The organism is Kocuria carniphila, from assembly GCF_004136555.1.
In the GTDB taxonomy this organism is placed as follows: Bacteria; Actinomycetota; Actinomycetes; order Actinomycetales; family Micrococcaceae; genus Kocuria; species Kocuria carniphila.
This window is the reverse complement of the sequence record NZ_NOIT01000001.1, coordinates 301,132-325,874: the sequence shown is the minus strand read 5'-3', so window position 1 is coordinate 325,874 and position 24,743 is coordinate 301,132. Positions and strand designations below refer to the sequence as shown.

At 64.9% G+C, this 24,743-nt stretch carries 22 protein-coding genes; 14 read left to right on the top strand and 8 right to left on the bottom strand.

Annotated features, from left to right (window positions below):
* Positions 1-46 precede the first annotated feature (46 nt).
* From EWV37_RS01365 to EWV37_RS01350, 4 genes are all read left to right on the top strand, one after another.
* On the top strand, positions 47-736 hold the full coding sequence (locus EWV37_RS01365; RefSeq protein WP_129699489.1) for a hypothetical protein: 690 nt from the start codon (positions 47-49) through the stop codon (positions 734-736).
* A gap of 101 nt (positions 737-837) precedes the next feature.
* Positions 838-1,773, top strand: coding sequence for an alpha/beta hydrolase family protein (locus tag EWV37_RS01360; protein ID WP_238662989.1), 936 nt, complete (start codon positions 838-840; stop codon positions 1,771-1,773).
* A gap of 253 nt (positions 1,774-2,026) precedes the next feature.
* Complete coding sequence (locus EWV37_RS01355; protein ID WP_238662988.1) at positions 2,027-6,094, top strand: Pls/PosA family non-ribosomal peptide synthetase; 4,068 nt, start codon at positions 2,027-2,029, stop codon at positions 6,092-6,094.
* Positions 6,091-7,491 carry a heparan-alpha-glucosaminide N-acetyltransferase domain-containing protein gene (locus EWV37_RS01350; RefSeq protein WP_238662987.1) on the top strand — a complete coding sequence of 467 codons (1,401 nt, stop codon included), beginning with the start codon at positions 6,091-6,093 and terminating at the stop codon, positions 7,489-7,491. Before EWV37_RS01355 ends, EWV37_RS01350 begins: the two co-directional genes overlap by 4 nt.
* Here EWV37_RS01350 and EWV37_RS01345 read toward each other — a convergent pair.
* The 3 genes from EWV37_RS01345 to EWV37_RS01335 form a co-directional block, all read right to left on the bottom strand.
* The gene (locus EWV37_RS01345) at positions 7,488-8,174 is read right to left on the bottom strand and encodes a 4'-phosphopantetheinyl transferase family protein (protein ID WP_165189142.1); all 687 of its coding nucleotides are present in this window, start codon (positions 8,172-8,174) and stop codon (positions 7,488-7,490) included. The genes EWV37_RS01350 and EWV37_RS01345 overlap by 4 nt on opposite strands.
* A 79-nt stretch (positions 8,175-8,253) precedes the next feature.
* A complete protein-coding gene (locus tag EWV37_RS01340) occupies positions 8,254-9,018 on the bottom strand; it encodes a thioesterase II family protein (protein ID WP_129699486.1) in 765 nt (254 codons plus the stop codon).
* A 97-nt stretch (positions 9,019-9,115) separates the two neighbouring features.
* On the bottom strand, positions 9,116-10,207 hold the full coding sequence (locus EWV37_RS01335) for a carboxylate-amine ligase (protein WP_129699485.1): 1,092 nt from the start codon (positions 10,205-10,207) through the stop codon (positions 9,116-9,118).
* A gap of 212 nt (positions 10,208-10,419) precedes the next feature.
* On the opposite strand from EWV37_RS01335, the gene EWV37_RS01330 reads away from it, so the two are divergent.
* From EWV37_RS01330 to ribA, 4 genes are all read left to right on the top strand, one after another.
* The gene (locus tag EWV37_RS01330; protein ID WP_129699484.1) at positions 10,420-10,968 is read left to right on the top strand and encodes a CDP-alcohol phosphatidyltransferase family protein; all 549 of its coding nucleotides are present in this window, start codon (positions 10,420-10,422) and stop codon (positions 10,966-10,968) included.
* A gap of 72 nt (positions 10,969-11,040) precedes the next feature.
* A complete protein-coding gene (locus EWV37_RS01325; protein ID WP_193554284.1) occupies positions 11,041-11,403 on the top strand; it encodes a DsrE family protein in 363 nt (120 codons plus the stop codon).
* 245 nt (positions 11,404-11,648) lie between these two features.
* A complete protein-coding gene (locus EWV37_RS01315) occupies positions 11,649-12,368 on the top strand; it encodes a CDP-alcohol phosphatidyltransferase family protein (protein WP_165189139.1) in 720 nt (239 codons plus the stop codon).
* A 77-nt stretch (positions 12,369-12,445) separates the two neighbouring features.
* Positions 12,446-13,879 carry a GTP cyclohydrolase II gene (gene ribA / locus EWV37_RS01310; RefSeq protein WP_238662986.1) on the top strand — a complete coding sequence of 478 codons (1,434 nt, stop codon included), beginning with the start codon at positions 12,446-12,448 and terminating at the stop codon, positions 13,877-13,879.
* Between the two features lie 5 nt (positions 13,880-13,884).
* On the opposite strand, the gene EWV37_RS01305 is transcribed toward ribA, so the two are convergent.
* From EWV37_RS01305 to EWV37_RS01285, 5 genes are read right to left on the bottom strand one after another with little or no spacing between them, the layout of a single operon-like run.
* Positions 13,885-14,775, bottom strand: coding sequence for a lysylphosphatidylglycerol synthase transmembrane domain-containing protein (locus tag EWV37_RS01305; protein WP_129699480.1), 891 nt, complete (start codon positions 14,773-14,775; stop codon positions 13,885-13,887).
* Positions 14,776-14,809: 34 nt separating this feature from the next.
* The gene (locus EWV37_RS01300; protein WP_129699479.1) at positions 14,810-15,652 is read right to left on the bottom strand and encodes a class I SAM-dependent methyltransferase; all 843 of its coding nucleotides are present in this window, start codon (positions 15,650-15,652) and stop codon (positions 14,810-14,812) included.
* Positions 15,649-16,668: a glycosyltransferase family 4 protein gene (locus EWV37_RS01295; RefSeq protein ID WP_129699478.1), complete on the bottom strand. Its 1,020-nt coding sequence runs from the start codon at positions 16,666-16,668 to the stop codon at positions 15,649-15,651. Before EWV37_RS01295 ends, EWV37_RS01300 begins: the two co-directional genes overlap by 4 nt.
* A complete protein-coding gene (locus EWV37_RS01290; protein ID WP_129699477.1) occupies positions 16,665-17,048 on the bottom strand; it encodes a 6-pyruvoyl trahydropterin synthase family protein in 384 nt (127 codons plus the stop codon). Before EWV37_RS01290 ends, EWV37_RS01295 begins: the two co-directional genes overlap by 4 nt.
* A 54-nt stretch (positions 17,049-17,102) precedes the next feature.
* Complete coding sequence (locus tag EWV37_RS01285; RefSeq protein ID WP_129699476.1) at positions 17,103-18,080, bottom strand: zinc-dependent alcohol dehydrogenase; 978 nt, start codon at positions 18,078-18,080, stop codon at positions 17,103-17,105.
* Between the two features lie 343 nt (positions 18,081-18,423).
* Here EWV37_RS01285 and EWV37_RS01280 point away from each other — a divergent pair, with 343 nt between their 5' ends.
* The 6 genes from EWV37_RS01280 to efeB all read left to right on the top strand — a co-directional run bounded on the left by EWV37_RS01280 (position 18,424) and on the right by efeB (position 24,552).
* Complete coding sequence (locus EWV37_RS01280; protein WP_238662985.1) at positions 18,424-18,972, top strand: YceI family protein; 549 nt, start codon at positions 18,424-18,426, stop codon at positions 18,970-18,972.
* Positions 18,973-19,076: 104 nt separating this feature from the next.
* Complete coding sequence (locus EWV37_RS01275) at positions 19,077-20,054, top strand: arsenic resistance protein (protein WP_165189165.1); 978 nt, start codon at positions 19,077-19,079, stop codon at positions 20,052-20,054.
* Positions 20,055-20,120: 66 nt separating this feature from the next.
* A complete protein-coding gene (locus EWV37_RS01270) occupies positions 20,121-20,900 on the top strand; it encodes an SDR family NAD(P)-dependent oxidoreductase (protein WP_129699475.1) in 780 nt (259 codons plus the stop codon).
* Between the two features lie 188 nt (positions 20,901-21,088).
* Positions 21,089-21,964, top strand: a complete 876-nt coding sequence (efeU, locus tag EWV37_RS01265; protein ID WP_095798175.1) for an iron uptake transporter permease EfeU — start codon at positions 21,089-21,091, stop codon at positions 21,962-21,964.
* Positions 21,965-22,029: 65 nt separating this feature from the next.
* Positions 22,030-23,190, top strand: coding sequence for an iron uptake system protein EfeO (gene efeO / locus EWV37_RS01260; RefSeq protein WP_129699474.1), 1,161 nt, complete (start codon positions 22,030-22,032; stop codon positions 23,188-23,190).
* Between the two features lie 3 nt (positions 23,191-23,193).
* Positions 23,194-24,552 carry an iron uptake transporter deferrochelatase/peroxidase subunit gene (efeB, locus tag EWV37_RS01255; protein ID WP_129699473.1) on the top strand — a complete coding sequence of 453 codons (1,359 nt, stop codon included), beginning with the start codon at positions 23,194-23,196 and terminating at the stop codon, positions 24,550-24,552.
* Positions 24,553-24,743 lie beyond the last annotated feature (191 nt).

Genomic DNA, 24,743 nt, shown 5'->3' with positions numbered 1-24,743 from the left:
CTTGCGGCCGATGACGGTTCGGGTGCCGCAATGGTGAGCTGGACACATGAAAAAGAATCTCCGACTTCTCGTCGTTATCTGTCTCGTACTCTTCGCAGCGTTATCGATCGTCTGGACAATGCTCTTACCGGATCACTTCGAAGATCCCCACGACGGTCTGGTCGCGATCGCCGATGCGGGCACCAGCGCCCAGATCGCCGTCCTCGCGCTGTCCCTCAGCCAGCTCGCCTGCATGATCGCCTTCGCCGGTGTCGCGGCCTGGCTACACCCGACCAGCCCCAAACTGGCTACCATCGGTGGCACACTTACCGTGCTCGGCGGTTTCGGCCACGCGGTGTTCAGCGGCGCCGAAATGGCCCGGCAGGTGATGGCGACCGACCCTGACGTCAACGCCGCAGCCGCCGCTCAGCTGCAATCCTTCCCGCCGCTGATGCCGTTCATGGTGGTCGGCCTGATCGGCACTGTGCTGGGCCTGGTGTTCCTTGGGATCGCCCACATCCGCTCGGGCGCCGCACCACGGTGGACCGGCCCGGTGCTGCTTGCCTTTGTCCTTGTGGAGTTCGTGGGTAGCAACTTCAGCCAATGGGCAAGCTACCTGTCCGGCCTGCTTCTGATCGGCGCCTGTGCGGGCCTGGTGGTGGGTCTGATGCGCGGTGCGCGCCCGCGGCCACCATCGGGAGAGGATCGAATCGGGAATCATGCCCCGGCGGCGCCAATGATTCGGCAGAACCATTGATCAAGGAGGAATACCCCGCCTGATGGCGGGGTAATTCTGTATTTCCAGGTAACGCCGCGTCCGGTTCGTTACACATGTGGTGACACCGATAGAATCACCCCATGCCGACCCGACATTCGGGGGACGGCTCCCTAACTGTCACCGCTCGTATTGCCCTCGGCGCTGCGCTCTTGTTGGCAACGGGAACTGCTCTTTCCCCCCTCCTGTTCTCTCTCGATCCGGACGAAGAATCGTCAGCTGTCAGCTGCACGACCTATGGTCTTGCGGCCGATGACCCGCGCGCGGAACCCACGCAGATCATTGATGCGAGCTTCCGCGCGGGGAGTACCTACTCGGCTGCCGGCGAACTGGGGGAGATGGCTCAGACGTACAATCACAACGGCCTCACCGGTCAATATCACGTGATCGACGGCGGTGTGAATACGGATGAACCCGTGGGCCTGGTGATGCACCTGCACGGTGACGGCGCCCGGGAATACCACGACCCCAGTGGCCGCACCACGTGTCTGGCCGCGGTGGCTGCCTCGCACAACGCCCTGCTGGTCGTCCCGCGTACCCCGGACCGCGCCCAGGAACCCACATGGTGGGAAAACCTCAACGGCAATCGGGACTGGCTCACGTCGCTCGTCAACGACCGGATTCTCCAGGACTACCCGGTGGACCGGGAACGGATCACGTGGATGGGATATTCCGGTGGTGCGGAGATGCTCAGCTATGGAATCCTCGCCGGTCCTCGGGACCTGGTGACTGAGGGAGCCGCGCTGGTGGGCGGCGGCGGTGCCCCCGAGGCTCTCGACACAGCTGCCACCGAGTCTCAAATGGAGAACATGCCTTTGTGGTGGATTACCGGTGAGGAAGACGACGGCTCCACCCAATCGGCACCGTTCGACGCAGTGAGTGCCGCGGTGGCCGGAGCGGACTTCTACGACGACGAAGGCTTCGAGCGGGTCGATCTGGAACTTTTGGCCGGCCACGACCACTACGACATGCCGGATGCGCGGATTCTGGACGATCTGTTGAAAGCCGCCGAGCGCTGAGATCGCGTCGCACTTACTGAATCGTTTTTCACGCAAATTGTCCTCTGACTTGGGAGGATGTACGGTTAATGCACAAAAGAATCAGCAGGGGGATGCTGCCTTTTCAATTGCGCGCTGATGTGCCGCGCGATCCGGACCGTCGGGGGATTGGGCCGGATGATGTGCACATGTCTTAATAGTTCACCGTCGTGAGTCGACGGTGTCCGGCTACCCCTGTGTCCAATGGTTATCCGTTTTGGGGGAAGCCTTGTCCGTGGAAAACCACCATAGAATTCGCAACACAGCAACGATAGAGATAGCCGAGGACCGCGCCGTTTACCCGGTGGAACAGCCACCGGAGGCACGCACGTTGGTCGACATCGTGCTCGATACCGTCTCGCAGTATCCGGATGCCATTGCGCTCGAGGATGAACATCAACGGGTGGCCTACGGAGAACTCGAAGACCTGATCGAGATACACGTCCAGCGACTATGGGACCTCGGTGTGGGGCGCGGGGACCGCGTGGGAATTCGCGTGCCGTCCGGAAGTATCGACCTGTACGTGGCCATCTTGGCCACACTGTTCGCCGGCGCGGCCTATGTGCCGGTGGACTGGGACGACCCCGAGGAGCGTGCACGAACCGTGTGGGAAGAAGCCGGGGTCGCCGCAATCTTTGGTCGTAACCTGGACCTCTCTCGGATCGACCAGGTCGAGACCACCAATGACATCGGATCTCCGCGTACGGGCGACGACGCCTGGATCATCTTCACCTCGGGTTCCAGCGGCAAGCCCAAGGGCGTGGCTATCACGCACCGTTCGGCCGCTGCTCTCGTGGACGCGGAGGCGCTGATGTATCTGCAGCGCCGGCCGCTGGGACCGGGGGACCGTGTGATGGCGGGGCTGTCCGTGGCCTTCGACGCGTCCTGTGAGGAAATGTGGCTCGCTTGGCGCCACGGTACCACTCTGGTTCCCGCGCCGCGGGACATCGTGCGCTCCGGGCCGGATCTGGGCCGGTGGATCGTGGAACATCACATCACCGCGGTCTCCACCGTGCCCACGTTGGCTTCACTGTGGCCGCGAGAAGCCTTGGACACCGTGCGACTGCTGATATTCGGTGGTGAGGCATGTCCCCTGGAACTTACCAAGCACCTGGTCCGCCCGGGCCGTGAAGTGTGGAACACCTATGGACCGACCGAAACCACGGTCATTGCCTCCGGTGCCATTTTGACGGGTGAGGATCCCGTGCGCATCGGACTCCCCGTTCCGGGGTGGGAGCTCACCGTGGTGGACTCCGAGGGCCAGCCCGTGGCCTGGGGCGAAACAGGAGAACTGATGGTGGGTGGGGTCGGCCTGGGCCGCTATCTTGACCCCGCCAAGGACGCCGAAATGTATGCTCCGCTGCCGGCACTGGGCTGGGAGCGGGCCTACCGCACCGGCGACGTGGTGCGCGCGGACAAGGAAGGCCTCGTGTTCGCCGGGCGCGCGGACGATCAAGTCAAAGTCTCCGGGCGCCGCCTCGAGCTCGGCGAAATCGATGACCACATGTCTCGAGTCCCCGGTGTGCGGGCGGGTGCATGCGCCGTGCACTCCACCCCGGGCGGCAGCAGCGTGATCGCGGGTTACCTGGTCGCGGAATCGGAAGGTTCCGTGGATCTGGCCCATGCGCGTGTGTGGTTGTCCGAGCGGCTTCCGGGCCAACTGGTGCCCGCGTTGTGCTTGATGGATGAACTCCCGCTGAAAACGTCCGGCAAGGTGGATCGCAAGGCACTGCCGTGGCCGCTGCCCAATTCGGGGGGTGACGATGAGCCGGATCTTGACCCGGATCTCGTGTGGCTTGCTGAACTGTGGGCGGATCAACTCGGGCCCCTGCCGTTCACGGCAGATAGCGATTTTTTCGCTCTGGGAGGCAGCTCGGTGGGCGTGGCTCGGCTGGTGTCAGCCCTGCGGCAAACCCACCCGGATACCGAGATCGCCCGGATCTACGCGGATCCCACGCTGCGTGGCATGGCCGCCTACTTGGACACCCTGGAGGCGTCGACCGACTCCAAGCGGGAGCCGGAACGCATGCCGGGGTGGACCGGGTGGGCACAAGGCGCTTTCCTGGTGGGCCTGTGCATTCTCAACGGCCTGCGGTATGTAATGGGTTCGCTCATCGTGGTGTGGGTGCTCTCCGTGGTGGTCGACGCTGCGTGGGTGCCCCGGCCGCCGTTCTGGCCCCTGTTCATTGGCTGGCTCGTGATGTTTTCGCTGCCCGGGCGGGTGCTCTTCGGCGCCGCTGCGGTGCGAGTTCTGAATGCGGGCCTACAACCGGGCCACTATCCGCGCGGTGGGTGGACTCACTTGCGGATTTGGGCCGCGGAACGGCTCGTGGTGTTCAACAAGTACGAACTGCTGCTGGGCACTCCGATGGCGCGCACGCTGCACCGGCTCTTCGGCAACACGGTGGGGCACCGCGCCAGTCTGAATGCTCTGCCGCCCGTGACCGGACTGGTCACCATTGGTGAGAACGCCTCCCTCGAACAGGAAACCGACATCGCCGGGTACTGGCTGGACGGTGACACCCTGCACGTGGGCGCCATCGAGATCGGAGCGCACGCGCGACTCGGTACGCGCACACTCGTGGACCCCGGAAGCCGCGTGGGCGAAGGGGCCGAAATATCACCGGGTTCCCACGTGAGCGGCACCGTTCCGGACGGCGAATTGTGGGGCGGCTCGCCCCTGGTGCATCTCGGTGTCGCCGGTGAGAGCTGGCCGGAAGTTGCACCGCAGGATGTTCCCGCACTGGGGTCCTGGGGAAAGTTCCGAGCCCACCTGGCCTACTCTGGTGGCGTGGCATTGATTTCGCTGTTGCCGCTGTTGGCTATTATCCCGGGAGCGGTGCTGGCGCTGATCGAGATCATCTTCTTGGAGCGCTACCAGGACGTCTTCTCGTTCCTCGCGCTGTGGGTACCCGTGTTCACCGTGCTGACCGCCGCCACGTGGCTGTTGCTCGTGGCCGGTTGTATTCGACTCGTGGCGGACATGATCACCCCGGGCTACTTCCCGCACACCGGTAAGGTCGCGTGGGCCACGTGGTTGACGGAGATGTTGCTGCAGCGGACCCTGATCTCCACCTATCCCATCTATGCGTCCTGCGTGACCCCGTGGTTCATGCGCCTGTTGGGCGTTCGGGTCGGCCGCAACGTGGAGATTTCCACCATGGAGTCGATTCCCCACCTCACCTCCTTGAAGGACGGTTCGTTCCTGGCCGACCACTCATTGGTGGCCTCGCACCGTTCGGGTTTCGGGTGGCTCAATGTGGGCACCTCCGTGATCGGCGAGCGCACGTTCGTTGGCAACTCCGCAATCGTGGGTCCGGACCGTGATCTGCCCAACGATGTGCTCGTGGCCGTTCTCAGCTCCGCGCCCTACAAGGCCCCGGCCGGATCCTCCTGGCTCGGGCGCAATGCCGAACCGATTTCGCGGGCCACGGCGGACGCGGACGAGGACGTGACGTTCCAACCGCCACGCCGGCTCAAGGTGGCACGGGCGTTCGTGGAGATGTTCCGCGTGGTGCCGGCCATGGTGTCCGCGTGGATCGACCTGCTGATCGTCTTCACTCTGACGAGCATCTACATGGCACACGGGCAGAGTCTGAGCGGTGTGCTCTACACCTTCCTGTGGTCAGGCCCGGTTCTGATCGTTGCCAGCACCCTGGCATGTCTGGTTCCCGTGGTGGTCAAGTGGTCCCTCATGGGACGCTTCCGCGCGGGGGAGCGCCCGCTGTTCAGTTCGTTCGTCTGGCGCAATGAGCTCGCGGATGTCTTCGCGGAGTCGTTGGCCGTGCCGTCCCTGGTTCGCCTGAGCATCGGCTCGCCCATGTTCAACATGTGGACCCGACTGATGGGCGCACATATCGGTCGCAGCGTGTGGTGCGAGACCTGGTGGTTGCCGGAGTTCGATCTGGTAACGCTCGAGGATCACGTATCCGTGAACCGCGGCACCGTGCTTCAGACCCACCTGTTTCACGATCGCATCATGCGCCTGGAACCCGTCACCATGCAGCGCGGCTCCACGCTGGGTCCCAACAGCTTTGTGCTACCTGGGGCCACGATCGAACAGCGCTCCACTGTGGGCCCGGGATCGTTGGTCATGCGCCAGGAAACGGTTCCCTCGGACGGTAACTGGGGTGGCAATCCCATCCAGCACTTGGAATCGGGGGACCAGGCGATCAGCTCGGATCTCCACCCGGGCCCGCCCGTGGCGAATCGCCCGGCGCCGATCTCTTCCGATCCGTCCATGCGCCCCGCCCCGTGGGCAGTCGCGGAGAATGACATGTACACCCAGGAGGCCATGAAGTGAGCGAGCAATCGACGAAAGTTGTGGTCGAGGGGTACCTGCCCCCGGGGCACCGCCCCGCGCCGGGACCCCGGCCTGAACGCGAAGTCTGGACCGGTGAGGACCGTGAACAAGCGCAACCGGTCACGGAAGGCGAATTATGGACGGCTCAGACTCCGATCGTGACCGCTCCGCCTCGCACGGCAGCACCACCACCGCGCCAGGGCGCCGTGGTTCGCAATCTGCCCAGCGCGGACGGCCGCCGCACCCGGCGTCGAATTGTCGGGGTGGATGTCACCCGCGGGTTCGCGCTGCTCGGGATGATCGCGGTACACACCCTGCCGGCCAGCGCCGACGCCGCCGGGAACCCAACCTGGACCTGGTCCCTTTTCGGAGGCAATGCGGCCGCCCTGTTCGCGGTGTTGGCGGGTGGCAGTTTGGCGTTCCTCACGGGAGGCCGCACCCCGCGAAGGGGCCGGGACGCCGCCCGGTCGCGGGTCTCGCTGGCGGTGCGTGCGCTGCTGTTGTTCGCCGTGGGACTGTCCCTGAATTTCTTGGACATCCCGGCCTACAACATCCTGATCTACTACGGCCTGATGTTCTTGTTGGCCATCCCGTTCACCCTGATGTCCGTCCGGTGGCTGTTGGTCTCTGCTCTCACATTCGCGGTGGCATCACCCTTCCTCATGCAGTGGTCGCTGGAACACATTCCAGCTCACGTGCACGCCAACCCGAACCTGTTCGATCTGGTCAACGAGCCGGCCACGGTACTTGCGGAACTGTTTCTGACCGGCACGTATCCCGCACTGCCGTGGATGACGTTCATTTGCTTGGGCATGGCATTGGGGCGGCTGCCCTTGACCCGTGACCGCATCCAGGTGCTCCTGGTGGTCATCGGCGCGGTCGTGGCGGCGGTGGGTAAGGGCATTTCCCTGCTCATGCTTTACCGCTTCGATCTGGAGTACGCGCTGATCGAGACAACTCCCTGGATGACCAGCGATGACGTGTGGACCGCGCAGGTTTACGGTCCCGACCCTCAGCTGCCGACCACCACGTGGCAGTGGCTACTGCTTTCTGGGCCGCACACCAATACCCCGTTCGCACTGATCGGTGCGGCGGGGCTGGCCATGGTTGCCCTGGGTGGGTTCCTGATCGCCAGCCGCGCTATCGGGCGGTGGTTCACCCCGTTGGCGGCGATGGGGTCCATGACACTCACGTTGTACGCGTCCCACTTGGTGTTCCTCACCTTCGTGGAGGTCACGCCCATGCCGTGGTTCTGGTACGTCGTGCAGATCGCGGTCGCGGCACTCGTGGCAACTGCTTGGCAGCAGGCGCTGGGCAACGGGCCGCTGGAACGGGTGGTCACGCGCGCTTCCAAGGCGGTCGGCCGGGCGGTTGTGCGGACACCGAAGGAGTCCTAGCGCCCCATGGGGCGGTCGGTCCAGGGCTCGGGACTGCCCAACGGATCCTCGAGCCAGGCAACCGCCGCGTGCAGTTGAGATCCACGCCGGGTGCGCACCCCCGTGACGACCAGTCCGTCGGGGTGACGCACCCGGTTTTCTGCGCCCACGTGCACCGTGGAGGGGTCGACGGACAGGCCAGTGCGCCGGGCCTTCAGGAGCGCTTCGACTCGGACCCAGGCATCGGTCACCGCCCGAGCGCGTCGTCGCGCGGGCACCCGCAGCAGGCGGGACTGATCGGCGGGGTGCAGGACCCGCAGTAGCGCTTCGGATTGCTGGTTGCTCTGTCGCAGTTCGAGGTCCACGCCCACGGGTCGGTTGGCCATCGCGACGGCCACGTACCCTGAGGTACGCGCCAGGGAGTACTGGACTGGATCCCCGGGCTCGAGAGCCTTTACGCCACGGACCCTGGCCGGTCCGGGGGCGCCCGTCGTGGGGTTCCGAGGCAGCTCCACGGCCTCAGGCGGGCAGTCCAAGCGGAGCGCAAGAAGTCGACGTAAGACCACGCGCGAGTTCAGGAATTCCCGGCGCGGGGTTTCCTCACGTAGTTCACGGGCGCGAGCCAGTTCGTCCTCCCCAAGCCACCACGTGGACATTGTGGCCCAGTCACCCACTTCGGCCAGAGCCACGACAAACAGGTCCACGTCCCGCGGGGCGCCCCTCATTCGCCGACGCCGCTTGCTCCAGTCAAGCTCATCGGATCCACCCGTGTGCCCGGTCGCGTCATGCACGGTCGGTTGTGGAACCGCCCGCGTCGGAGCCCCGCAAGGCGGCGTGCAAGAGTTCGGGCCGTTCGAAGATCGCGTGATGGCCACCTCGCAGGCGAAGGGTGCTCACGGGAGCGGTGGTGAACCGGTTCCAGAGTTCGACGTCCCGCATGGGGGCCGTGGTGTCTCCGTCCGCGGCCACCATCAGTAGGGGAGTGTTCACCAAGGGTGGCTCCCGGTCATGGCCGAGGGATGCGGACAGATCGGCGCGCAACGGGTCCAGCACCATGGAACGCATCCCGGGGTCTTCCAAGAGCTCCGGGGGAGTACCACCCAGCGCTACGAGCCACGCCACGAGTGCGTCTTCATCGTGCAGGGCCGCTGTCAGTTCAGGGCTGGGGTCCGGCGGTGGCACCTTGGCCGAAACAACCAGGCGGCGAATTCTCCCCGGGCGGTGCCGTTCCACGCGGGCCACACATTCAGCCGCCAGCAGCGCGCCGAAGGAGTGCCCCAGGACATCGGTGGGCAGCTCGTCAGCGTCCAGCACCGGCAGTAACGCGTCGACGGCTTCGTCCACTATGTCCGCCACGGAAGTAGTGGCCGGTTCTGTCATACGCGCCTCACGGCCGGGCCGTCTGTGGGCGAGGACCTCGACGTCGTCGGCAGCCAGTGACCGCCCCGATAAGCCGCCCGCGCCCGCGTGGGGGAAAAACACGAGACGGCGTTGCGGGACGCCGCCGGGCGTTACCCAACGGGCCAGAACATTGTTGCGGGTAGCCATGGTGGGCACGCTAGCACCGCCACGCCCGCAACACACCGGTGTCATCGTCGCCTTTTGTGGGGCTGGATCCCGGGTCGTTCCCGAGAACGTATCGAACTCAGCGAGCGGGATGTGCGATCAAGGACGAGGAAGCGCAGGTCAACAAAGCGTTCATGCCACCGTTCTGCATTGCTCGGCGCTGGCGTTCGGCACCGGTCCCCTCTGAGAGAATTCGTTCCAACCCCCGCTGGACCACGGACATATCCTCGGCTCCTTCGAAGTACGGCTGGACCCGTTCCAGAGCGTCCTGGACCAGATCCGCCGCGGGCTTCTGGGTGCCCGAGATCGGATCCATGAGGGAACCGGACAGGCCGAATTTCGCGGACTGCCACACCGCAATCTCCAATACTTCGGGTGGAATCTGCGCCACGGCCGGGACCTCGAGGGACATGCGTGACAGGGCCCGAATGAAGAGGGCAATCACCACGGCGTCGGAGGCTTCGAGCTGCACATCGCACGCCCTGATCTCGATCGTGCCGTGAGCAAAAGAAATGCGGGTAAGCCAGGCCAGGGTGCTGGGGCTCTCGACCACGTCGAAGTGAAGCAGCGTTTTCAAGCGGGCCTGATAATCGGCCAAGTTGTCGAACTGCGGGGGAACGCTGTTGGCCATCCACCGGCGGTAGTGGATGGAACGCCACGAGGCGAATCCACTGTCGGACCCGCGCCACATGGGCGAATTAGCGCCCAAAGCGACCACGAGCGGCAGCCACGGGCGTAGACCGTTGAGGATTCGGACCCCGTCCTCGAGGGAATTCAGGCCGATGTGAACGTGCATCCCATTGAGGTACTGATCGGCGGCAATGGCCGGGGTCATTCCCGCCAACTGGTGATAGCGCTCGCCGGGGGTGACTTGAGCGGGAGCCAGGGCAATGTCGGGCGCGGTACCCGTTGCTGCGGCGTCGAAGCCCATGGAACCCGCTACTGTGGCGAGTTCGCGGCGAAAGCTCAGCAGGGAGTTCAGTGCGGTGGTCGCATCACTGAACACGGGGGAGGTGTGTTCGAGTTGGCAGGTGAGCCATTCCGGTGTGGCCTTGCCGCCGCCAGCGGTAATGTCCAGCAGGGTTTCCGCTTGCTGCGGTGCCGGTGTAGCGGGCAACTGGGTCCCGCGGTCGATGAGGAGGAATTCCTCTTCGATACCAAAAGTGGTCACGACTCGAAGCCCCACAATCTCCCGATAGCGGGCTCAACAACGGATGAAGGATTGTCTAATATTCTACCGCCTGGCTATCAGTCCACGGACTAATGCGGCGATCGTGACCTGGTGGGTCTCGACATTCGGGTCGAGGTGGGGCAACGTCGGGAACACCCGGGTCACAATGGCCCCGAGTGTGCACTGTCCACCGGAAGGATCGGTACACGTCGATGAGCATCATCCACCAGCTGCCCAATCTGTTCACGGCCGCTCGACTCGTAGCGACCGTTCCGCTGGTGCGTCGCATCCGTGGTGGGCGGACCGGGCCGGGAACCGCGGTGGGCGTTGGGGTCTGGGCCGCTACAGACTGGATCGACGGCACCTTGGCTCGGCGTATGCACTGGGAATCCACGATCGGCAAGGCACTGGATCCCCTTGCGGACCGTGCGGGGATCTCGGCCATTGCATGGAGCCTCGCGAAGGTGGGGGAGTTGCCTCGGTGCGTTCCCATCACGGTGTTGATCATGGACCTCGCCACCGGCGTGCTGACGTCCAAAGCCGCCTACCGTGGGCGCCTCAAGGTCTCCTACCTGGGAAAGGTCCGGAGCGCAATTTTGTTCGTTGCCATGGTGTCGGCCGCCGCTGGTCCCCGGCGACGGGGCAGGTTGGGGCGGTTTCCGCATGCGCTGGCCGATCTCGGAGCGGTGCTGCACATGGTGGCCGGTGTCAGTTACATCCGTGCGGCACATCTGGGCAATCGCTCGCACCGTCGCCATTGACTCGTTATCACAAGGGGTCATACTTGTAAATAGGGATTCATCTCGGGTCCCGGCAGCCCTCTGGAGGGCATCATGACCAAGGCAGCCATCACACTCACCACCGGCCTCGAGGACGCGGAGAAGGTGACGGTGGCTTTCCTGGTCGCCGTCGGTGCCGCAGAATCCGGCCGAGACACACTTATGTTCCTGACCAAAGAATCGGTCCGCTTGGCCGTCACCGGTTTCACCAAGGGCACTGCCTGCGAAGGGTGCCCACCACTGCCCGACCTCATGGATCGTTTCGCCCACGCCGGCGGACACTACATCGCGTGCGGGATCTGCGTGAAAGCCAAGGGCGTTGATCCGGATTCACTCGTCGACAACGCAGAAGTCGCCGGAACCGTCCAACTGTGGGAATGGATCGGAGATGATTGCACTGCCACGTTCAGCTTCTGAGCGGACTGTTCCTGTGGAGTCCCGCCCCGCGATCTGCGGTGCGGGACTCGTCCGTTGAGGGGCACCTACGCTTGATGCATGGGCGCGTGGGAAACCGAAACGGGTGTAGTGAAGCTGCCGGACGGGCGAGTTGTGCGCGGGACTGGAGCGCGGCGTCGTCGACCGGGGGTGGCCGCCGACGACGCTCTGGCATGGGCCCGCGCGCACTATCACCCGCGTGCCGTGGAGACTCGCGCTCAGAAGCGATGGCTCAGGGATGCCGCGAGGTCGGTGCACAGCGGATGAATGGTCTTGATCGACGCCTACTCCTGTCGCTACCGATCCTCACCTCGGCGCTGGTCATCGCCTGGCTGCTGTCTCCCCGCTTCATGGATGGTCTGATCTGTGTCCTCGTGACCGTGATCGGAGCTGCGCGGAGCCTGTTGCGTCGCGATTCATGGACCCGCGCGGACGACCTGACCACGCTGCGGCTCGGATTCATCGTGATCGTGACGGCGTTGTTCCTGGCCGATGACGGCCGGGGATTCACCTGGACCGCCGTGGTGCTGGGCGGAGCAGCGTTGGCCATGGACGGTCTGGACGGAAAAATTGCCCGCACGACTGGTGGAACGCGGGCCGGTGCACTGTATGACGAGACTGTGGACGCGCTGTTCATCCTCATTCTGTCCATTGGTGTCGTTCCCCTGTGGGGGCTGTGGTGCCTGATCCCAGGACTGATGTATTACGCGTTCCACCTGGTGGCAGCCTTCCGTCCTGCGTGGCGGCAGCATCTCCCAAGCTCATTGAGCCGCAGAGTGATCGCCGCAACCCAGGGCATCCTCCTGCTCGCTGCGGGCACGCCGATTGCGGTGGCTTTTCCGCCGTTCGGGGGGCTGTGCGTGGCCGCCGCAGTGGTGTCGGTACTGTATTCCTTCGGTCGGGATATTCTGTGGCTGGAACGCCGAGGCGCCGGCTCCGGTGACTGAGTCGAACTACGACACAACCGCGCCCGGGACATATCCCGTGGCCGGTCCAGCAGCGTGCTGACCATAGACTGAAACGCATGCATCAGCCAGAACAGGATCACGCACTTCTCCTCGAGTCCCGGACCGTGTTGCCGACCGATCACGGCGTCTTCACCACGTGCGCCTACACATTTGGTGACGTCACGCACGTGGCCATGCTGATGGGCGAACCGGCTCAGGCGGAGGCTCCGATCGTGCGCATGCACAGCGAATGCCTCACCGGGGACACCCTTGGTTCTCACCGTTGCGACTGCGGTGATCAGTTGGAGGCCGCGTTGCAAGCCATCGCCGCAGAGGGCACCGGCATCCTGTTGTACCTGCGCGGTCATGAGGGCCGCGGGATCGGACTCGCCGCCAAGCTGCGCGCCTACGCACTGCAGGACCAGGGGATGGACACCGTGGACGCCAACCGTGCACTGGGGCTCCCGGATGACGCTCGGGATTACACCGCGGCCGCGGAAATGCTCCGAGATCTGGGGTGTTCGACCGTTCGGCTGTTGTCCTCCAACCCGGCCAAGGCGGAGGCGTTGACCAGCCTGGGGATCACGGTGGCGGATCGGGTGGTACTCCCGGTCGTGGACCGACCCGAGAACTCTCATTACTTGCAGACCAAGCGCCAGCGTATGCGTCACGATCCGCTGGCCGGCCGGGTGTCCGTGGAGGAAGACACCTTCCCCGTGTATCGAACGCTGGCCTCCAATTCGGAGGTCGTGGCGCAGTTGGCCCAGAGCGCTGACGGTTTTATTGCAGCTCGCGGCGGGGACGCGGAGTTCGTCTCCGGCGAGGCCGACCGCACCCACCTACATCATTTACGCGCAGCGGTGGACGCGGTGCTGGTGGGGGCCACCACGGTCACCCGAGACGACCCGCAGCTCACGGTCAGGGCGGTGCAGGGGGAGAACCCGGTGCGTGTTCTGCTGGATCCGCGCGCACGGATTCCCGTGGCGAGCCGGGTCCTGCAGTCCGCAGATGCGCGCACGCTGTGGTTGGTCGGCCAGGACACCGAGGTCCCCTCCGGATGTGGTGAGCATGTTGAGATCGTGCGCCTTCCCGCGAGCGCGGCCGGTAGTTCGGCCGGGGCCGACGGCGCCGCGGGCACCTCCATAGAGCCGGCTGCGGTTCTGCGCGTGGTTCGGGAGCACATTAGTGGTTCCATCCTGGTCGAGGGCGGCGGCAAGTCGGTCTCCGCGTTCCTCTCCGCGGGTCTGCTGGATCGGCTGTTCCTCACCGTGGCACCCGTGTTGATCGGGGACGGGGTCCCCGGAGTGCGCTTCGAAGGGTCGAAGGTCATGGGTGAGGCGCTGCGTGCGCCGTTCCGCCGGTACACGTTCGAGGAGGATGTCTGTACCGAGTTCGTGCTCAGCCAAGCGGCCAGGGATCACGACGCCGCTCAGATTGCCGGGCAATCCGCCGCGCAGGCTGTCGGGCACGCAACGGTGCAGAACACGGGCCAGGAATTCGATGCCCGGTAACCGGATTAGGCCTGTCGCTCCTCGTCTACCGGGGTCTGCGCGTTCTGGTCTCGTTCTGCCTCGGCCTTCGTCGAGCCCTGTTGTACCGCACGGCGCCGGGCGCCCCAGGTCAGAACCGCGGCGCCGGGGAGGGTGGACACTACCGCGAGTAACCCATAGCCGGTGGCCGCGGTGACGGCCTGCTCTGCGGGAACGCCCATGGCCGGAGCCAGCGCACCGACCGAGAATTCTCGAACGCCCCAGCCTCCCACTCCCACCGGCAGGCTCATGGACGCCAACCCCACGGTCGCGACCGGCGCATGAAGGGGCCCGCTCAACTGGGCCATCGCCAGGAGGAACAGGGCAATGAGAGTGAGTACGCTCAGCGCGGAGGTGCCCCACACAATGACCTGGCGAGGTGCGGGCAGTCCGCGCAAGCAAACGATTGCCGCCGCCAGGAACACCACGGCGGCTACCGCCGCGACGATCACCACCGGCCACTGCGCTTCACCCCGTTCCGCACTCACTCCCAGCACGAGTGCGGTAGCGATGAACAGACATGCGGTGGCGCTGAGCCGTTCAGCACCGACGGCCAGCAGCGGAGACCACCAGTGCTGCCGCCCCCGGTGGCGGTAGACGGCCACTCGTGCGGCGTCCCCGCCCAGACCTCCCGGCAGAATCATGTTGCCGAAAGCGGAGGCATAGCAGTCGCCCCATGCCCGGCGGAAGCTGAGGTTAATCCGCTGCTCGGCGGCCAGTATCTTCCAGCGAATCGCCTGTGTCAGCGCCACGATCAGACCCGCCAGCAGTGCAGCGAATACGGTCAGCGGAGTCAACACCTGGCCCCCTGCCACCAGTGCCTGAATCCCGACCGCGCGGGCCGTCAACCAGAGCAGGACGAGGGTGACCGCTAGCATGGCGATCCGTCGGAGCCAGAGTTTCTTCACGGAGTCAGCTGTCGTGGCGGGCGTCCACCAGTACGTCGCAATGGTCCACGGTGACGGTCAGGTGGTCGGCGGCCTGCTGATTGCGGCTCTTGAGCCAGTCAAGAGCGTCCTCTTCCAGTTCGGGAGCGGCCTCGATGGCAGCGGCTACCCGCTCGGTCAGGAACCTCCGTGTGAACTCCGCATCACGGGGTGAGATCAGGTGCCACGGGCTGTTGCCGTGCGTGGCTCGGACTCCGTGATCTCGAGCGGCCCGCAGCATCGTCTGGCCCCCTTCCGCGCCGAGTTTGCCGTCCTGTCGCTGGTGCTCGGCAAATGCTTGGGCGAGTCCGTTGTCCCTGGGATCCGCCGGTTCCAGGTTCCAGTCCGCAGTGATGCTCAGCAGGAACAGCCCCAACCCCTGGTATGTGGTCAGGGTCTTGAGAATGGCTTCTACATCGTCCTGGGTGAGTACGTCCAACACCGCACTGCAGGTCAACAGCAGCGTGCCCGGGGCAGGATGGACGGGGAGGTAGTCGCCCAGGGCCGTGGGAAGGTCCGACAGATGCGTGACCATGGTGTCCGCGTCCGCCACGTGTTGGCTCGCGATCTCCAGCGACGGCTCGTGGGCGTCCACGAGCAGCCATCGGATGTGCCGATCGGGCAACCGCGGGGTCAGATGGTGCCGGAACCACGCCGCTGATTTACCGGTGCCGGCGCCCAGATCCACAACGGTCAGAGGCGCCTGCCCCGTGGGGTCAGCATCCAGCAGAGCCTGCGCGGCATGGTCCAAAAGGGGCAGGGACTGTCGTCGAGCGGCGTCGTCGAAAGGAACGCGAGCCTCGAGCCAATCCTGGGCGGCGCCGATCATTCCGGGTTCCTCTCGCTCGATGTTGTGGGGTGAGGGAAAGCGCCGCACGAAGACACAGCGTCCAGGAGCGCGCTCGCGGTGTCCTCCCAGCTGCGCAGGCCGGGCCGGAGCCTTGCGGCGTCGTCGCGAAGGCGGACCCGATACTCAGTATCTGTCAGCCAACGCGTGAGTGCCGACACCCACTGCTCTTCCACCAACGGCAGGGCCTGGCCAGCTCCGAGCGCCTCTTCGGCTCCCGTGCTGGCGCTGACCAAGGCAGGGATTGCGGCAGAGGCGGCTTCCGTGACGACCATCCCATAGGTCTCGCGATGGGAGGGCAACAGCAGGAGATCCGACGCGGCCAAAAGATCGTCAACGTCCTGCGGGTCGAGTTCGCCGGCCAACGTCACGCTCTGCAGCGGCAATGTGCGACACGCGCGGTGCAACCTGGCGCCGTACTCCGGATCGGTCGGGGGACCGGCAAACGTGCAGTGCCACCCGTCCACACCCGTCTCCGCGAGCGCGGCCAGCACGCGCACGAGGAACAGCTGATTCTTGTTCTCTTCAATGGCACCCACGCACACCAGGTGGGCGCCGGTCTCGGTGCCCGCTGCAGGCTGTCGCTTCTTCACGCCCGGCGCGGCCACGGTCGCGTCCAGACCGTACAAGCTACGCACCTGATCAGCGGCATGCCGGCTGGTGGTGACGACGCCGCTCGCGGCCATCAGATTCGCCCGCTCGCGTTCCTGCGCAGCCGGGTTGGCCAAGGCCAGGGGCGCGTGCACGAGCTGAATGACCGGCACGGTCAGGTCGAGCGGATCACTCAGGGAGCAACCGATCAGACCGTCCACGATGACCGGCTCATCGAACTGCGCAGCGAGGTGACGCAGAGCGGCGTCATCCTGGGCGGACGGATCCGGCCACGCCCCGGGAAGGGACTGGCGCGTGATGGCACCGCCCACGGCGTCGGCCACGAACCGGTTGTAGCGCAGCCCCCCGCTGACGCGTCCGAGATCCGGCTCGATCAGTATGGTCACGGGCGTCCGGGGACTGTGTAGGCGACCTTGGCGCGGGGATTCTCGGTGAGGGTCACGGTGATTCCGACGTCCGGCTGATCGCTCAGGGAGTCCGCGAGCCGTTGCCCGATGTAGTGCGCAGTGGCCTCGGTGGTGGAGAGCTTGCCCGCGAAATCGGGGTGCTCGTCCAGGTTGGCGTAGCGCAGCGGGGACAGTGCGTCGTCGAGCATCTCCATGGCCTGGCCGATGTCCAGGACCACCGCGTGTTCGTCTAGCTCGGCGCGGGTGAACGTGGCCTCCACCGTGAGGGTGGCGCCGTGCATTCCCTGAGCCGGGCCGAAGAACTCGTCGGGCAGGCTGTGGGCGATCATCACGTGGTCATTGACGGTGAGGCTGTACATGGTTCTCCTGCTCGGGTGGATGGGGCTGGTCAGTGCGTGGGTGTCTGCGGGGCGTCAGTAGGTCAGGATGTGGCAGAGGGTGGTGCGGGCCAGGTCGGTGTCTCCGGTGATCTCGTCCATGACCTCGGGAAGTTCTTGGTGTGGGGATTGGCCGGTCAATAGCGCGTCGAAGCGCTCATCGCGCAGGGTGCGTAGCGCGGTCTGTAGTCGCTCGGCTCTGGTGCGGCGGGCGCGGCGTCCCTCGGCTACCTGACCCACCTGACTGGCCACGATGGACAGCCGACGAGCGTGGAAATCTGCACCCAGGGGGACCGAGGGCGCGCGGGAACCGAACCACGAGGCCTCGACCACCGTGCCGTCGTCACCGGCGATCTCCAGGGCACGGGCCAGACCGGGCTCGGTGCCGGAGGTGTGGATGACGATGTCGTCGTCCGGGGATGCCTCACTGGGATCCACCGCCGTGAGTCCCAGGGAGGTCAGTAGCTGGCGGCGGTCCGGGTTGGTTTCCAGGATCTCGAGCCGATCCAGCGCCATTCCCGAAGCGAGCAGCGCCGTGGAGGTGCCGATCATTCCGGCACCGATGATGGCAACCCGGTCCGCAATGCGCGGGGGCTCCTGCCAGAGAATGTTGAGTCCGGTTTCGGCGGCCCCGGCGAGTAGCGCGCGGTGGTCGGGCACGTCATCGGGAATGCGTTGGACGTCCTCCGTGGTGACCACGTGATGGGTGTGGTGCGGCAGCAGGCCTAACACCCGTGCCCCGAGCCAGTCAGCCGGTCCTTCATCGACAACACCCACGCCCAGGTAGCCATAAGACACGGGGAAGGGGAAGTCACCCAGTTGCTGCGGTGCCCGCATCAGGTGCGCAATGGATTCCGGGACGTTTCCGGTGTGGACCAGGGTCTCCGTCCCGCGAGAAACGGCAGTGGCCACGGTACGGACCCGCAGCTCATGCGCATTGATGTCAGCGTGGGGTTCGGGCACCTCCCGCCACGTGCCCGTGCCTGCTGATTCTGTCCAGTACTGCCAGCCCATGGATTCCACCCTATCTTCAGGGGGAGCGGCGACAGGTCCGTGTGAAGACGCACGAAGATCAAGACTGCCCCGGTGTCGCCCTGACGTAGGGAAATATAGCCGCTTCTTACCCCCAAGTAAGTTGCAGATTCTCGGAAGGCACACGCTAACCCTCCCTCAAGGGCCACCAACTATGGGGTAGCGTGACCAGGGTCCAGTCCGGAATGATTGTTTTTGAATACTTTGGGTTGAAGATCTAAACAGTCTCAATGACATGGCGCATAACTACATGGGTTGAGGGTTGAACGGCCGCTGAGGCATTGGTTACAACGGCTCAGCTGGTCCTGACATGGGGGTGTCCTTTTTGGCAATTGATTCGACATTGAACGGCGACTGGTCCATCGATCCGTCGCACTCGCGTTTCGGGTTCTCCACCCGCCACGCGATGGTGACTCGTGTGCGCGGTGCTTTCAACGAGGTTGAAGGTCACGCTCACCTGGACACCGGCGACTGGGACAACTCCACGGTGGAGGTCCGGCTCAAGGTCCAGAGCGTTGACACTCGCAACAACCAGCGTGACCAACACCTGCGCAGCCCCGACTTCTTCGATGCGGAAAATCACCCCGAGATCGTCTTCAAGTCCACCGGTTTGGATGAGGTGGACGAGTCGCAGTTCATCATTTCCGGTGACCTGACCATCCGCGGCATCACGCGGCCCATCACCATCCCCATGGAGCTCTTGGGTATCGACACCGACCCCACGGGCGGGCTGCGCGCCGGCCTCGAAGGCGGCCGACGCATCGACCGCAAGGACTGGGGCGTCTCCTGGAACACCCCCTTGGACTCCGGTGGAGTCCTGGTCAGCGACAAGATCAGCCTGGAATTCGAGCTGTCACTGATCAAGGATCAGTAATTCCGCAAGACTTCTCGCTGGGAGCTCCTCGTCCGAACGGGCGGGGAGCTTCTTGCATATCCGGGGCTGATCCAAGTCGGCGGCGTCTGAACGAGTGAACTAGCCTGGATCGAGTGATTCAGTGGTTCGAGCGGCATCAAGTTGCGCTGTATGTGGCGTCCATCGGTGTTGCGGTGATCGTTGGCCTCACAGTGCCTGGAATCGCCGCTCCGGCGGAGACCCTGATCAACCCCGTCCTCGCGCTGCTGCTGTATGCGACCTTCCTGGGTATCCCGTTCACCCGGCTGGGTGCCGTATTGCGGGACTGGACATTCCTTCGGTCTACCCTCCTGCTCAACTTCGTGCTGGCGCCGGTGGTGGTGTTCGGGCTGTCGCGTTTTGTCGCCCATGATCAGGCCTTGCTCGCCGGAGTTCTCCTGGTGCTGCTGTGCCCGTGCGTGGACTACGTCATGGTCTTCACGGGCCTGGCCGGTGGCGCCCACGACCGTCTCCTTGCAGCCTCGCCCGTTCTCATGCTCGTGCAGATGCTGCTCCTGCCGGTCTACTTGTGGTTGATGGCTGGTACGGATGTGGTCTCGGTCGTGGAGATCGAACCGTTCGTTGAGGCCTTCGTTCTGCTGATCGTGCTGCCGCTCGCAGCCGCAATTCTGACTGAACTGGCAGCACGCACTCGCGTCGTGCGCATTCTGGAGGCCGGTTCCATGGCCGCGATGGTGCCGCTCATGATGCTCACTCTCGCCGTGGTGGTCGCTTCCCAAATTGCCGGGGTCGGCGCGCAGCTAGCAGCCCTGCTGGTGGTGATCCCGTTGTTCGTCGCGTTCGCGCTCATCATGTTCGGTCTGGGCCAGTGGGTGGGGCGACGCGGCGGGTACGACGTCGCCGCGAGACGCGCGCTCGTTTTCTCCGGTGTCACGCGCAATTCCCTGGTGATCCTGCCCTTGGCTATTGCGCTTCCCGCCGCCATGGATCTTGCGCCGTTGGTCGTGGTCACTCAGACCCTGGTGGAACTGCTGATCATGGTGGCCATGGTTCGACTGGTGCCCAGATTCAAGCATAGTGGGCTTGCTCATGGTTCTGCATAATCGGTCTAACTAGGATCGGGGTTAAAGTCGGCAGCACCGTATTACAACACTGAACGGAGCACGCACATGAGCTTGGGTCAGCACGTGGGTCAGAAGATTCTGGTGGTCGGGGCCGGTGGCATCGGTACCGCCACGGTGGAGCATCTGGTCACCGAGGACGCGCGTGTGGTCGTCGCGGGCAGGAACGTCCGCATGGATGGGCCTTTCGATGACCCCAAGGACGAACTCGGCATTGTGTTGGGTCACCTCACCGTGGACATCACCGACGACGGCGCCGTGGAGTGGGGCGTCAGCCGCGCCGCGGAAATCCTCGGCGGGCTGGACGCCCTGGTGGTCACGGCGGGTCACCGTCACGAACTTGCGCCCCTGCACGAAACCCAGGCCGGCTGGGCCCGGGAGATCATTGAAACCGAGCTCATCGGCGTGATGTCCCTGGTCCGCCACTCCTTACCGTTCCTTCGCAACGCCGGGAACAAGGGTCGGCGCGCGGGCATCGTGGTCGTCGCCTCGGACAGTGCCAAAGCGGGCTCCATGGGTGACGCGGCATCGTCGGCGGCGCGCTCCGGAGTGCTGGGTATGGTCAAATCCGTGGCTCGCGAGAACGCGGCCGTGCCGCTGACCGTGAATGCCGTGTGCCCGGGGCCCACCGACACCGAGATGTATCGCCAGGCCGCAGAATCCGAGGGGATGACCGGCAAGGTGTTTTCCGGCATGGCCAAGGGCATTCCGGCCCGCCGGCTCGGCCAGCCCGAGGAGATTGCCGCGACCGTGGCCTTCCTGCTCAGCGAAGGCTCGGCCTACATCACCGGACAGGCACTGTCCGTGAGCGGCGGATTGACCATGTGACTATCAGCATTCCGGGCATCGATCGGGTTGCCGGACGCTCGCTGAAGCGCGTTGTTCGCGTCACATAACGACGCACTGAGTGGCCCTGAAAGAATCTCGCTCGCACATCTTCTTTACCGACAGGCACTGTGCTAATTTCACCTTGTTCAGGTTAGGCTCACCTAACCTCATAAGTGGAAGACAGTCGGATGTTCCAGACATTTCTGATCGGTCTGCGCGAAGGCCTCGAAGCCGCGCTGATCGTCGCGATCCTCATCGGATACCTCAAGCGCACCGGCCAGCGCTACGCCGTTCGTCGATTGTGGATCGGCATTGCCGTGGCCATCGCCATTTCACTGGCCTTCGGCGCACTCCTGACGTTCGGACCCTCCACCCTCACGTTCGAAGCCCAGGAAATCATTGGCGGAACCCTGTCCATCCTGGCCGTGGGATTCGTGACCTGGATGATCTTCTGGATGGCCAGCGCCTCCCGAGGCCTGAAACGAGAGCTCGAATCCCGGGCAGACGTCGCCCTGAAAGGCTCCGCAGTGGGGCTGATCCTGCTGGGCGCCTTCGCCGTGGGCCGCGAGGGCCTGGAAACCGCCCTGTTCCTGTGGGCCGCCACGCGGGCAAACGCCGGCGGCGGGATCTTCGCCCCGACGCTCGCGGCACTCGGTGGCATCCTGGTGGCCATCGCCCTGGCCTGGCTCATCACGCGCGGCCTGCTCAAGCTCAACCTCTCCACGTTCTTCCGCTGGACCGGTGGATTCCTGGTCATCATCGCGGCAGGTGTTCTGGCCTACGGGTTCCATGACCTGCAAGAAGCGGGCGTGCTACCCGGCCTGAACTCCCTAGCCTTCGACGTGTCCGAACAGATCCCGCCCACCAGCTGGTACGGCGTGCTCCTCAAGGGCGTCTTCAACTTCTCACCGGCCACCACATGGCTCGAGTTCGGCGTGTGGTGGGCCTACGTGCTCACGGTCATGCCGCTGTTCATCGCCCGCTCCCGCTCGGCCAAGAGAAAGCCGACGACGCCGCCGGCGGCCTCTTCCGCTCCGGTCGCGAGTTTCTCGGCCTCCGCCTGAAACCTCATTTCTTGTACTTGCCTGATGCACCCGACACCGGGGCACCGAATTTCTAAGGACCATCCATGCGCTCTGTCTCCACCCGCCTTCCCGCCGCCGTGACCGCCGTGGGTCTGTTGTTCACGCTGGCCGCGTGCCAACCCAACGATCAGGGTGGCGAGAACGGCGCGATTGCCGTGTCGAGCACCGACGACCAGTGCGACGTCGGCGTGGGAGAAGCACCCGCGGGAACCCTGCGTTTCGACGTGACCAACGACGGCTCCAAGGTCACCGAGTTCTACCTGCTCGGTGACGACGGTCTGCGCATCGTGGGCGAGGTGGAGAACATCGCACCCGGGCTCAATCGCACGCTGACCGTGTCCGCTCCTCAGGGCAAGTACTTCACGGCGTGCAAGCCGGGCATGGTCGGTGACGGTATCCGCAACGAATTCACCGTGACCGAAGGCGAGGGCGGTGCCGAGGTCAACGCCGAGGATTCGCAGCTCAAAGATCAGGCCACCACGCAGTACGCGGCCTATGTCAAGGATCAGACCGAGCAGCTGATGACGGGCACCGAGGAGTTTGCCAAGGCGTACACGTCCGGGGACGATCAGAAGGCGCGGGAGATGTACGCACCCGTGCGCATGCACCGGGAGCGCGTGGAACCGGTGGCCGAATCCTTCGGCGACTTGGACCCCAAGCTCGATCTGCGCGAAGCGGACCTGGAAGAAGGTCAGGAATGGGCCGGCTGGCACCGGATCGAGAAGGACCTGTGGCCGCCCCAGGACGGCTACGAGGCCATGAGCCCGGCCGATGGCCAGAAGTACGCAGATCAGCTGGTGGCCGACACCCGAGTACTCTACGACCGCACCCGCGACATGACCTTCACCGCGGACCAGCTCTCCAACGGTGCCAAGGAACTACTCGACGAGGTGGCCACGGGCAAGGTCACCGGTGAAGAGGAAATCTGGTCCCACACGGACCTGTGGGACTTCCAGTCCAACGTGGACGGTGCACGCATCGCGTACGAAAACCTGTCCCCGCTGCTCGAAAAGCGTGATGCCGAGCTGAACAGCACACTGGAGACTCGTTTCACCGATCTGCAGAAGTTGCTGGATCAGCACAAGAAGGGCGACGGGTTCGTCTACTACGACGAACTGAGTCAGGAGCAGGTCAAGGAACTCTCGGACGCCGTGAACGCGCTGTCCGAACCGCTGTCCATGGTGACGGAAAAGGTCGTCGAATAACCCATGAACCACCGCCCAGAAGAGCGCGACCCCGCAACCGAACCTGGTACGGGGAACCACACCGACCCGTCCGGCCGGCCCGACCAGAAGGGCGCGAAGAAAGGCGTCAGCCGCCGAGCACTGTTCGGCACCGGAGCCGGCGCCGTGGCCGTGGGTGCGGGCCTCGGCTGGTTCGGTCGACCCGCGGCCGCCGCGATCCAGGATGCCGTGAACGGGGAGGCGCACAGCGACGTCGTCGACTATTTCGGCGAGCACCAGGCCGGGATCGTGACCCCCGCTCAGGACCGGTTGTGCTTTGCCGCGCTCACCGTGCTGACGGAGGACCGGGCCGAACTCGTGGAGCTGCTGACCCGGTGGACTGCGGCGTGCGCGCGCATCACCCAGGGTTTGGACGTCACCGATACCGGTTTCGACGGCGGCTCCCAGTACGCGCCGCCGCAGGACACGGGCGAGGCCCACGACCTGTCCGCGGGACACCTGACCGTCACCATCGGGTTCGGGCGCTCCCTGTTCGAGGACAAGGACGGCAAGGACCGTTTCGGCTTGCGCGAGCGGATGCCCGAGGCGCTCATCGAGCTCCCACACTTCCCGGGAGACACTCTGGACCCCGCGCGAACCGGGGGAGACCTGTGCATTCAGGCGTGCGCCGACGATCCGCAGGTGGCCGTCCACGCCGTGCATAATCTGGTGCGCATGGGCTTCGGGATCGTGTCCACGCGGTGGATGCAACTGGGTTTCGGACGGACCTCGTCCACCTCCAAGAGTCAGAACACCCCGCGCAATCTGTTCGGATTCAAGGACGGCACGGCCAACCTGAAGGCCGAGGACCCGGAGCTGCTCAACGATCACCTATGGGTCCGCGACGGCACCTGGATGGACGGCGGCACCTACCTAGTGGCCCGGCGCATCCGCATGATCATGGAAACCTGGGACCGCGAATCACTGATGGGCCAGGAGAACATCATCGGCCGCACCAAGGGCACGGGCGCACCGCTGTCCGGCGGCGAGGAGTTCACCGCGCCGGACTTCGGCATGCAGGGTGCGGGAAATCAACCGATCATCCCCAAGGATTCCCACGTGCGCTTGGCCCACCCGGAAACCAACAACGGTGTGCAGATGCTGCGCCGCGGCTACAACTACGCGGACGGCACGGACCGGTTGGGGAATATGGATGCGGGGCTGTTCTTCATCGCGATGGTCAACGACCCCCGCACCGGCTACGTCCCGATCCAGAACAAACTGGCCCGTCAAGACGCCCTGAGCGAGTACCTGCGCCACACCGGTTCCGGGCTGTTCGCCGTGCCGCCCGGGATACCCAACGAGCCCGGGGCGTACGTGGGGCAGCAGTTGTTTGAGGGGTGAGCTCAAGCCGTGTGATGCTCTCGCGAGTGTGAGGTGACTGTCGAAGGGTCGCTGCCGATGAATCGGCGGCGACCCTTCTTTCAATCGTTACACGAATGGCTTTCCCCGACACAGAAGTGTCGTCGATCGAAAACATTCCCGAAATAATTCGGGGCCATAGTTCTTCTGGGGTCGCCGGTTGGATGCACAAC